Origin of the sequence: Streptomyces sp. MB09-01 (assembly GCF_033794505.1) — a bacterium.
Taxonomy (GTDB): Bacteria; Actinomycetota; Actinomycetes; order Streptomycetales; family Streptomycetaceae; genus Streptomyces.
The window spans coordinates 1-7,858 of record NZ_JARAYQ010000324.1 but is presented as its reverse complement, the minus strand read 5'-3'; the positions used below and the strand labels follow the sequence as shown (position 1 = coordinate 7,858).

At 70.5% G+C, this 7,858-nt stretch carries 11 protein-coding genes and 1 pseudogene; all 12 read left to right on the top strand.

Annotated features, from left to right (window positions below):
- Positions 1-327: pseudogene (locus PV721_RS38480) on the top strand (hypothetical protein); the annotation flags it as partial.
- Entirely contained in the window at positions 324-662 is a 339-nt protein-coding gene (locus PV721_RS38475; RefSeq protein ID WP_319732772.1) for an RRQRL motif-containing zinc-binding protein, read from the top strand. The pseudogene PV721_RS38480 and the gene PV721_RS38475, both read left to right, overlap by 4 nt.
- Positions 663-697: 35 nt before the next feature.
- Positions 698-1,309, top strand: a complete 612-nt coding sequence (locus tag PV721_RS38470) for a hypothetical protein (protein ID WP_319732770.1) — start codon at positions 698-700, stop codon at positions 1,307-1,309.
- Between the two features lie 2 nt (positions 1,310-1,311).
- Entirely contained in the window at positions 1,312-1,527 is a 216-nt protein-coding gene (locus PV721_RS38465) for a hypothetical protein (RefSeq protein WP_319732768.1), read from the top strand.
- Between the two features lie 646 nt (positions 1,528-2,173).
- Positions 2,174-2,644 carry a hypothetical protein gene (locus PV721_RS38460; RefSeq protein WP_319732766.1) on the top strand — a complete coding sequence of 157 codons (471 nt, stop codon included), beginning with the start codon at positions 2,174-2,176 and terminating at the stop codon, positions 2,642-2,644.
- Positions 2,645-2,655: 11 nt separating this feature from the next.
- The gene (locus PV721_RS38455) at positions 2,656-3,048 is read left to right on the top strand and encodes a hypothetical protein (protein WP_319732764.1); all 393 of its coding nucleotides are present in this window, start codon (positions 2,656-2,658) and stop codon (positions 3,046-3,048) included.
- Positions 3,049-3,061: 13 nt separating this feature from the next.
- The gene (locus PV721_RS38450) at positions 3,062-5,224 is read left to right on the top strand and encodes a hypothetical protein (protein ID WP_319732762.1); all 2,163 of its coding nucleotides are present in this window, start codon (positions 3,062-3,064) and stop codon (positions 5,222-5,224) included.
- Positions 5,221-5,673, top strand: a complete 453-nt coding sequence (locus PV721_RS38445; protein WP_319732760.1) for a hypothetical protein — start codon at positions 5,221-5,223, stop codon at positions 5,671-5,673. The genes PV721_RS38450 and PV721_RS38445 overlap by 4 nt, the downstream gene beginning before the upstream one ends.
- Positions 5,674-5,690: 17 nt before the next feature.
- Positions 5,691-5,852 (top strand): hypothetical protein, encoded by a 162-nt coding sequence (locus PV721_RS38440; protein WP_319732758.1) that lies wholly within the window; start codon positions 5,691-5,693, stop codon positions 5,850-5,852.
- 113 nt (positions 5,853-5,965) lie between these two features.
- The gene (locus tag PV721_RS38435; protein ID WP_319732756.1) at positions 5,966-6,136 is read left to right on the top strand and encodes a hypothetical protein; all 171 of its coding nucleotides are present in this window, start codon (positions 5,966-5,968) and stop codon (positions 6,134-6,136) included.
- Positions 6,137-6,147: 11 nt separating this feature from the next.
- Positions 6,148-6,807, top strand: coding sequence for a hypothetical protein (locus tag PV721_RS38430; RefSeq protein ID WP_319732754.1), 660 nt, complete (start codon positions 6,148-6,150; stop codon positions 6,805-6,807).
- Positions 6,808-6,894: 87 nt separating this feature from the next.
- Positions 6,895-7,809, top strand: coding sequence for a bifunctional DNA primase/polymerase (locus tag PV721_RS38425; protein ID WP_319732752.1), 915 nt, complete (start codon positions 6,895-6,897; stop codon positions 7,807-7,809).
- Positions 7,810-7,858 lie beyond the last annotated feature (49 nt).

Sequence of the window (7,858 nt, the reverse complement as noted above, 5' to 3'; positions counted from 1 at the left end):
GCGGTCACGGGCGGGCGTGACGGGGAAGACACGCAGGTCAACGACCCGCTGACCGACCTGAGCGAGGAGAGCGTCACGCCCGCCGTCACACCCGTGACTCTCGGCGAGGTCGCCGCCATCGCCGGGGTCTCCACCCCGCTGATCGGGGAGCCCCTCAGCGACGAACAGATCGTGGTCGTCCTGCGGTTTCTGCGCTACTCCGCCGACCCGCCCCTGTCCTATCGGCAGACCGTCGCCGCGTTCCGCGAGTCCGGATTCACCGGCGGCGAAGCCCGGATCCGGGGCGCCTGGGCCACCCTCATGGCCCAGGAAGAGAGCCCCCGGTGACCACCCTCCCCGTCTACCGGTGGAGCCTCGCCCCGGACGGACTCGCCACCCGCCGGCAGCTCCGCGCCCTCGGCCTCCGCCCCGGCGGACAGGACGTCGCCGCCCAGTTGGAACGGCCCCGCCGTCGGCGCGGGCCGCTGGTCGCCTACCTCTACCGGATCGAGGTGGCCCGGCCCGTCCGGCCGATGACCGAACGGCGGGCCGCCGCTCTGGCGAAGGCCAACGCCGCTCGCCGCTGGTGCCCGAACTGCCGCCGCGACGCCGGATACGTCATTCCGGCCTCGCTCGGCATGTGCACCCCATGCGCCTACCCCGACCCCGATCAGCACGTCTGACCTGCACCGCCCAAGCACGGGAAGGAGGAACCCTCATGTCCGGCATCGACTGGGACAAGGAGTTCACCCGCATGAACCCCGCAGCCCCGGAGAAGCCCAGCACGTCGTCCAAGTTCTCCGCCAAGTTCAGCGGAGTCCGCCGCAACACCGCCGCTCTCGCCATGTGCGGCACCATCGCCGTCCTCGCGGTGTGCGGCACGGTCGTGGCCGTCACCAGCATGCAGGGCGAGCAGGCCGCCCAGGAGCGCGCGCGGGCCAAGGAGCAGGCCGCGAACGCCCTGGTCGAGGTCGAGGCCGACAAGCAGCGGGCGGAGACCGAGGAAGCCGCGGCCAAGGCCCTGTACGAGCGGGAGATGTCCGTCTACCTAGAGTGCATGAAGATCCGGGCGGCGGCCGTGGCCAAGGCCGCCTCGTACGACGTCGCGAAGATCCCCGCCTGCGCCGCCCCGACCCTCGGCGGCACAACCCCCAAGGCCAAGGAGCACACCGGGGGTGCCGGCGACGGCATCACGTCCAGCCCTTGGCTGTGGGTGGCGCTCGTCGGCGGCGGCGGCCTCGTCGCCTACAAGAAGCTCTCCGCATCCTCCGCTTCTGGTGCGGTCACCCCCGCGAACAACAAGGGATTCACCTTCGAGAAGGGTGCATGAGAATGACGCTCCAGTTTTTCGCCCTGGCCCTGTTCTGCTGGGCACTGTTCTTCACCTTCAAGAAGACCAAGGGAAAGCAGCAACTGATCTGCCTGCTGCTGATCGTCTCCGGGATCTTCCTCCCGTACACGCCGTTCAGTAACGAGATCCGCAGCACCCTCGAATCCGTCTTCAACACCGCCAACGACACGGTCAGCAACATCGGAACGTCGGGCTAGGCCCGCTCCGCCGGTTACCGGTTACAGCCCGCAGACGCCGCCTCGGTGCCGCCCTGAGCGGCCCGAACCGGTGCTCGCTGGGCCTGTAACCGGTAACCGGTAACCCCTCTCGACTACACAGTGTCACGGAAGGGGGCTCGTGGAACTGCTCATCCTCCTCGCCATCACCTACCTCGTCGGCGTCGACAACACCCACGGCAAATACGAGCAGGCGGGAATCAAGAAACCCCCGCCCAAGCCGAAAGCCAAATGGGAGCCGACGAGGGCGCCGAACACCTTTCGAAACGCCTCCTACAACGCGGCAGCGAAAGCGCATTACGGACTGCTCGCGGGTGCTCATTGGGCCGGGGGCCTGCGTGACGGGTGGCGTTCCGCCTACCTGAAGAAGCCAGGGCCTGCGCCTTCCGGTTCGCCTTCCGCCGCACCTCCGCAGGAGCCCTCCGCGCCCACCGCGGGGGCCACCGTGCCGCCAACGTCCACCACACCGCCGACCGCCGCGCCGCCGCCGAACACTCCACCACCAACACCGCCGCCGTCTGCCGCCGCTCCTCCCACGCCGGCGCCGGGTCCGACGATCCCGCCGCCCGACACCATCCCTGCGCCCCCAACCGTCACGATCCCCGAGCAGATCAGGAAGGACCCCGCGATGCAGCCCAACCCGCCCGTCCCGCACACCGCGACCGTCGACGAGACGGGCGTCCACGTCACCACGGCCGCCGGGAAGTCCCGCACCTACAGCGGCGGTGAGGTCATCACTCTCACGCAGGTCATCGACCTCGCCGAAGGCGCCGCCGGCCTGTGCCAGTCCAGCACCGAGACCTGCCTGGAACTCGTTGACGAGGCCGCCCAGCTGGCCGCGGACTGCGACGTCCTGATCGCCGAGATCACGGAGAAGGGCGTCGGCGCGAACCTCATCGGCAAGGTCGAGCACCTCAAGGAGCAGCTCGACCTCCAGGCCGCCGCCGCGAAAAAGCTCCACGACCAGATCCAGGGGGGCGAGGAGGCCTGCCGCACCGCGTCCGCGAACGCCGAAGTCCGCCACGGCCAGATCTTCCGGGCCGTCGCGGACTCCCCGCTGACCAAGCCCGCCGAACGCGACTTCTACAACGCCCGATAGGGGAGGACCGCATGTCTGTCACCGAGTCCCTCAAGGACGCCGCCACGTACGCGGCCCTGCGTTCCAAGCTCGCCTGGCTCACGCACAAGGTCCACGAGCACGCCGAGACCGTCACCAAGCTGACCACCGACATCGACGACACGGCCGAACAGATGCAGGACGCCTCGGAAACGATGAAGGCGCTGGCCGTGGATGCGGCCACCACCGCCGAGTTCGCCGACGCCGCCCTGACCATGACGGGCGCCAAGGAAGCGGCCGGCGCCTACACGGCCGCGGCGGACAGCGCGGCCGCGGCCGCCGACGACGCCAAGACCACCGTCGAGTCCGACCACGGGGGCATCGCCGACGCCGTGGACACCTCCCCCGTCGACATGGCCGAAGCCGCCTTCTACACCCAGCAGTAAGGAGAGCCGGACCATGGGGCCGACCCGAGCACAGTTCATCCAGTACGCGCCCGCCGCCCTCGCGGTGGCATCTGCCACTGTCGGCCCCTGGTCCGCTATCGCCGCCGCCGCGGCCGGAGCGGGGGCGTGGGCCATCAACGCCTCCGCCCCCGCCCTGCGCTCCCTGATCGCCTGCGGGATCACCACCAGCGGGTGCGGCATCGCCGCCCACCAGCTCCTGGCCAGCGGCATGGACCCGCTGTTCGCCCTCGGCCTGGCCGTACCGGCCGGGGCAGCGGCCCTTGCCCACCACCGCAACACCGTCAGCGAACTCCCCACACTCCCCGCCACAGCCACCGCTGCGGCGGGGCAGTCCTCGCAGGCGCAGCTGATCACGGCCTGGTGGGCGGAGTTCATCTCCGGCCCGACCCAGACCGAGGGCCGCAAACTGATCCAGGCCGGCGCCGTCCTCGCACACCTCGCCGTCGACGTCGGGGACGACCACCTGTCGTTCACCGGGGTCATCACGCTGCCCCAGGGCCAGCAGGTCCGCGTGAAGGCGGCGGACATCGCCGCCGTCTACCAGATCCCCGTATCCCACGTGGAGATGGGCGACCCCAAGCACTACGCGCCGAACGCGCTGCCCGTCACCGTCCACCTCAAGAAGGCGGCAGCCGCACCGGAGATTGCGGCCAGCGCCCCGACGACTCCCGAGCAGCTGTGGGCCGCGCACGTCGCCATCCCCGACGGAGCGATGCCCGGCACCACCCTCGCTCTCACCCACTACGACGGTCCGCTGGACTGGGAGGGGATCGCTACCCGCGACCGGAAGGCCATCGGGACCGTCAACATTCAGGACCTCGCGGGCAACCTCAACCTGTCGACGATCCAGATCGCTCTGGCCCCCACCGACAAGCCCTCGCAGATGGGGGTGCGCGTGATGAAGGAACACGCGCTGATGCACGGCACGATGCTCTCCGCCGTCGTCGACGAGCTGGCCATGGACTCGCGCGGATACGTCCGCCTGGGCACCTACATCGACGCCCGCGCCGCCCTCGTACCCCTCGCCCAGCCCGGCTCCGGCGCCCGCCACCTCTACCTCGTGGGCGGCTCCCGCTCCGGGAAGTCCGGAGTACTGGAACAGATCCTGCTCTCCGCCCACCGGTCCCGGATCGCGGTGATCCTGTCCTCGCCGCAGGCCGGAACCATCGCCGGAGCACCGCTGGCCGCCTTCTGCGGGGACGGTCTGGACGAGGCGATGGGCGCCCTGCGGCTGGGCTACGCGATGATGCTCGACCGCGAAGCCCGCTACAGGTCCCCCGCCTTTTCCTTCACCGACCCGCTGGTCCTGATGGTCATCGACGAAGCACACATGCTGCTGGCGGCCTCTTCGCGGTACCACGCGGAGGCGAAGGCGATCGTGGAGCAGATGACCCGCCGCTCACTCAAGCGCGGTATTGGCGTAGTCCTGGCCACCCAGACCCCGCTGGCCGAAGACCTTGGCAACTCCTCCATCATCCGCTCCCAGCTGCTGATCGGCGGCGGCGCGGTGTTCCTGCGCTGCGCCAAGGGACAGGGCTCCCTGGTCGGTGCCAACGCGGTGGAGGGCGCGGAGGGCCTCGACCTGTCGCAGATCCCCCCGCAGTGGCCCGGCCAGTACGCCAAGGTCGCCGACCGCGACATGAGCGGCCTGGACACTGAGGCCGTCGCCAAGCCGGAAGACGGCACCTTCGGCCTGGGCTACCTTCTGACCCCCGGATCGCAGGCCGTCCAGTTCCGTTCCCTGTACCTGGACGTCCCGCCCCCCTCCCTCGCCGGAAGCCAGCCGCCTGTCGCCATCGAAGACTGCGAGGCTTGGCGGCACCGGGATTCGATCACGCAGACCCCGGTGGTCGACCAGCGGGGCAAAAACCTGATCGGCAGCCTCGCCGATCTCCTCACCAAGGCCCAGCAGGGAGCGTCCGCACTGCCACAGCAGCGGGCCCAGACCGACCCCGCCCCGGCCGGGCACGCGGACGGACAGGAGCTGATCAAGCCTCGAATCCTCGAACTCCTGCGGGAGGAATCCATCCCCATGACCGCCGAGACCATCGCCCGAAAACTCGGCACCACCGCCAAGAACATCAAGCCGCGCCTGTCCGAACTGAAGAAGCGCGACGAGGTCACCAACGAGAACGGCCTGTGGAGGGCAGCATGAACACCCGTACCGAGACCCGCTTCACCCCCGTCGACCTGGACCTGTACGCGAAGGCATTCCAGCTCCTCGACCCGACCCCGGACTCCGCCGCCCCGGCCGCTCTCGCACCGGTGTCCGCCATCCTCGCCGCGGCCCCGCCCGTGCACCGGCCTGGGCCGGTCGAGAAGACTCTCAGCGACGCCCTCGCCTTCCTCGACACCCACGGCTGGGCCAAGCACCGCCTCATCCACCCGGAGGGCGCCCGCTGCTCCATCGGCGCCCTGCGAGCAGCCGCCGGCACCCGCAACGCCGCCTACCGCGACGCAGGCAACCTCCTCCTCGACGAGGCCCGCCGCCAGCACGGCAAGCAGTGGGAGTCCATCCCCTCCTGGAACGACGCCCACACCAGAGCACAGGTACGCAGCGTGTGGGAAGCCGCTATCAAGCGCGCACACCACCTGGACATCTGACCGCGCTGGAGCTACCCGTGTCGTTCTCGTTCACCGACCCCAAACCGAACAACGAACCGTCCTTTTCCTTCACCGGACCGAACCCGGCGGACGTCGAAAGGCAGCTGCAGGCGATCGCCGAGATGGCCTCCGAAATCCTCCGCCTGGTCGCCGAGGTCCGCAGGCAGATCAACAACTGAACGCCCGCTCAGGAGACACAACGAGGGCGGCCCCGTCTCACCAGAGTCCGGGCCGCCCTCGCCTATGTCTGAACGCTCCACCGACACCCTCAACAACCGCTGAAAGGCACCGCGTGACCCAGCCCCTGCCGGAGCGCGTCGCCGACGCGGCCGCGCTCCTCGCCGGCACACGAACCGTCCGCTGCCCGCACCCCGGATGCCGGGTCTCGGTCCGCTACCGCCACGTCACCACCGACGAAGCGAAGCGGCTGACCGACCTGGCCACCGACCACACCCGCCACTGAGGAGAGACCCCATGAAGTCCACCACGATGCCGTGGTTCGAGACCCTGACCGACAGCGTGGCCGCCCTCGGCACCGCCGCCCAGGAAGCCCGAGCCGCCCACCACGCCGCGCAGGCTGCCGGCACGCAGTTCAAGTTCGACCGACTCCGGCACGTCGTCGGCGCGATCGCCGACCCCTGCCAGCCGTCCGCGGTCACGGACCGGCCGCACGACCGGGCGCTGCTCGCGATCGTGGCCTCCCACCTCGCGCACGAGAGCCGCATGGCCGAGCTTTACGACGACGCTGCCGCCGCGTATGCCTTCGGCGCCGCGTGGGCGCTCCTGCGCGTGCTGAACGGCCAGCAGCCGCCCCTCGTCGAACTCAGCCGCCAGGCCGACGGCCGCACCGCGATCCCCGACGAGCTGTTCCCCGTCCCGCCCGCCTTCAAGGGCCTCGACACCTGGGACGGACGCCAGCAGTTCGAGCAGGCCCGCGAAGAGCTGGACCGGGTCGGTGACCTGTGGGCCTACGTCCGCGGCCTCGACCAGCCGGACGTCCCCGACACCTTCGACCTGGGCGACGTCAACGAAAAGCTCGCGGCCGCCCCCAACGCCGCGTTCGCTTACGGCCAGCTCGCCGAATCCGCGCTCGCCTTCGCGCTCCTGGACCGCCGCCGCCCGCACCGCCGGTAGCCACGCCGAGGGCGGCCCCCTCTCACGCCAATGAAGCGGGGCCGCCCTCGTCTGCCAGCACATTCCACTGAACTGGAGGACTCCAGCATGACCCAACCCACCCCGATCCGGCGAGACGGCCAGGTGCGGAGGCTGGCTGACGCCCTGGCCTTAGCGGCCCGCGGCTGGCCCGTCTTCCCGCTCCGGCCTGGCTCGAAGGCTCCTGCCCTGCACCGGGCAGACCGTTGCGCCCACGTCGGCATCTGCGCCAGCGGACACGCGAAGTGGGAGCAGCGCGCGACCACGGACCGGGCCGTCATCGTCCGGTGCTGGACCCACAAGCCGTACAACATCGGCTTGGCCACAGGCCCCGCCGGACTGATCGTCGTCGACCTGGACACGCCGAAAAGCAGTCAGGACGCGCCTGGCGGCGCGGAAAACCTTCTGGCGCTCTGCGAGCGCGCCGGGCAGGCCGTCCCGTCCACGCTGACCGTGCGGACTCCCTCCGGCGGCACACACCTCTATTTCACCGCTCCGGATAACGTCCGGCTCGGGAATACGGCGGGCAAGCTGGCCCCGCTGATCGACACCCGTGGTCACGGCGGATACGTAGTCGCCCCCGGCAGCACCACCGCGGCCGGCACCTACGAAGTCACCGACGGCTCCCCCGTGGCGGAACTGCCTGCCTGGCTGCTGTCGTTGCTCCAGCCTCCGGCCCCGCGCCCTGTGAGCCTGAGGATGCCGGGAGCGGTCCGCGGCGGAAGTGCGGCCCGCGCAGCGCTGCACGCCGAGTGCGAGGCCGTCCGCCAGGCGCCGGCGAAGCAGGCGAACAACACGCTCAACCGCAGCGCCTTCAAGGTGGGGCGCTTCGTCGCGTGGGGCGACATCCCCCGCGAGGAGGTTGAGGAGGCCTTCCAAGCGGCAGGGGAGGAGCGCGGACTCACCGTGGCCGAGTGCCGCGCCACGATCCGCTCTGCCCTCGACAGCTCCGCCCGCACGGTCCGCGCCCGGGAAACGGCATGAGCGCCCAACTCCCGCTCCCCTTGGAAGGCCTCCTCAACCTCCTCGCGGG